A 1,950-nucleotide genomic window follows, 5' to 3' on the forward strand; every position below is an offset into this window, starting at 1 on the left:
ACGTCTGCGGGGCGCCGCCGTTGCACGTGTACAGCTGGATCTGCGTGCCGTCGGCCGACGATCCGCCGCGCACGTCCAGGCACTTGCCCGCCAGGCCCTTGACGGGACCGGTGCCCGTGGAGGCGGTTCCCTTGACCAGGACGAACTCGTCGACGTCGAAGAGGAAGCCGCTGGATCCGGTGAAGGTCAGGTACACGTTCTGGGTGCTGGACGGGACGCCCGACAGGGTCGTGGTGACGTTCTGGAAGTTCGTCCAGCTGCCGGTGTTGGGCACGGTGACGGAGCCGAGCACCGTGCCGGTGGTCGAACCGGTCCGGACCTGGATCGTGCCGCCGGAACCCGCGGAGGCCACCCGGGCCCGGAAGGAGGTGGTGCCGGTCAGGTCGAGGCTGTTGTACGCCGCCCAGTCGCCGGACTCGATGTTGCCCAGGACCTGGCCGCCGTTGGCGCCCGACTTGGACAGCGCCGAGACGCCGCTCGCGGACGAGAACGACTCGGCCTGGCGGGTGATGTCACCCGTCGACGGGGTGCCGCCGAGGTCCTTGATCCGGATGTTGCGGAAGGAGACGTCGTCGCCCGAGCCGTGGTTCTGGATGCCGATGTAGCCGGCCATCGAGCGGGCCGAGTTGGTGTTCGTGTAGTCGTTGATCTTCGAGCCGTTCAGGAAGACCTGCAGCCGCTCCCCTTCGACGAGCAGCTCGAAGGTGTTCCACTCCCCCGGCGGGTTGAGCGCCGCGTCGCGGGCGGTGATGTCGGCCGACTGCAGGGCGTAGATCGCGCCGGTGGTCCGGTCGGCGGAGTCGGTGGCGTCGATCTGGACCTCGTAGCCGTTGTCCAGCGCGCCCTGCGCGGTGCTGCCGGCCGGGAACCCGATGATGACGCCGGAGTTGTCGTCGCCCGGCACCCGCCAGTCGAGTTTGAGCGAGTAGTTGACGTACTCGCGGGTGGTGTAGGAGTACATGCCCATGCCGCCCGACGAGGTGAGCGTGGCGTCGGAGTTGCTGAAGCTGCCCGGCCCGGTCTGCGCCCAGCCGGTGGTCGAGCCGTTGAACAGGGTGGTGTAGCCGGTCTCCGGGCGGCAGTCGGCCTTGGCGCGGCCGGCGGCGTAGCGGATGCCGCCGAGCAGGTGGCTGCGGAACGCCGTCTCGGAGTACGCCGACTGCGAGTGCCCGCCGCCGGTGTAGAAGGACCGGCCGCCGCTGTAGGTCTTGCACCAGGAGTGCGGGTGGTCCGAACCCATCGAGCCGCCGGAATAGGAGGACTCGTCGACGGTGGCCAGCACCCGGGCGGTGGAGCGGGCGTTGGTCTGGTAGTTGTACCACTCCTCGGTGCGGGTCCAGGTCGGCGACAGGTGCGCGGTGGCCGGGTGCGCCCGGTTCTCGACCTTGATGTTGGCCTGCTGGATCGCCGGGTGGGAGGCGAAGTACGCCCCGACGAGGTTGCCGTAGAACGACCAGCCGTACTCGGTGTCGGCGGCGGAGTGCACGCCGACGAAGCCGCCGCCGGAGCCGATGTAGGACTCGAACGCGGTCTGCTGGCTGGCGTTGAGCACGTCGCCGGTGGTGTTGAGGAAGACCACCGCCTCGTACTGGGCGAGGTTGCCGGTGGTGAAGGCGGAGGCGTCCTCGGTGGCGGTCACGGTGAAGTTGTTGGCCGAGCCGAGCGACTGGATCGCCGAGATGCCGGCGGCGATCGAGTCGTGCCGGAAGCCGGCCGTCTTGGAGAAGACGAGCACGTCGTAGGCGGCGTCCGCGGCGGCGGCCGGGGTGGCCGAGGCGGTGGCGGCGAGGGCGGCGAGGACCGCGGTGGCCGCGCCGAGGGCGGGTCGCAGGAGTCTGCGCATGGTGGCTCTCCTTGGGAGGGAAGGTGAGGCAGGGCCCCGCACCGGCGTGGGAGCGCCGGTGCGGGGCCCTGCGGATCAGGGCAGGGTCCACTTCTGGTTGTTGCCGC

At 70.2% G+C, this 1,950-nt stretch carries 1 protein-coding gene; it reads right to left on the bottom strand.

Going from position 1 to position 1,950, the window contains the following annotated elements:
- A partial coding sequence (locus ACFQO7_RS37665) for a ThuA domain-containing protein (RefSeq protein ID WP_376810880.1) occupies positions 1-1,843 on the bottom strand: 1,843 nt, incomplete at its 3' end.
- Positions 1,844-1,950: the final 107 nt, after the last annotated feature.

The sequence above is a fragment of the Catellatospora aurea genome, assembly GCF_042663325.1.
Classification (GTDB): Bacteria; Actinomycetota; Actinomycetes; order Mycobacteriales; family Micromonosporaceae; genus Catellatospora; species Catellatospora aurea.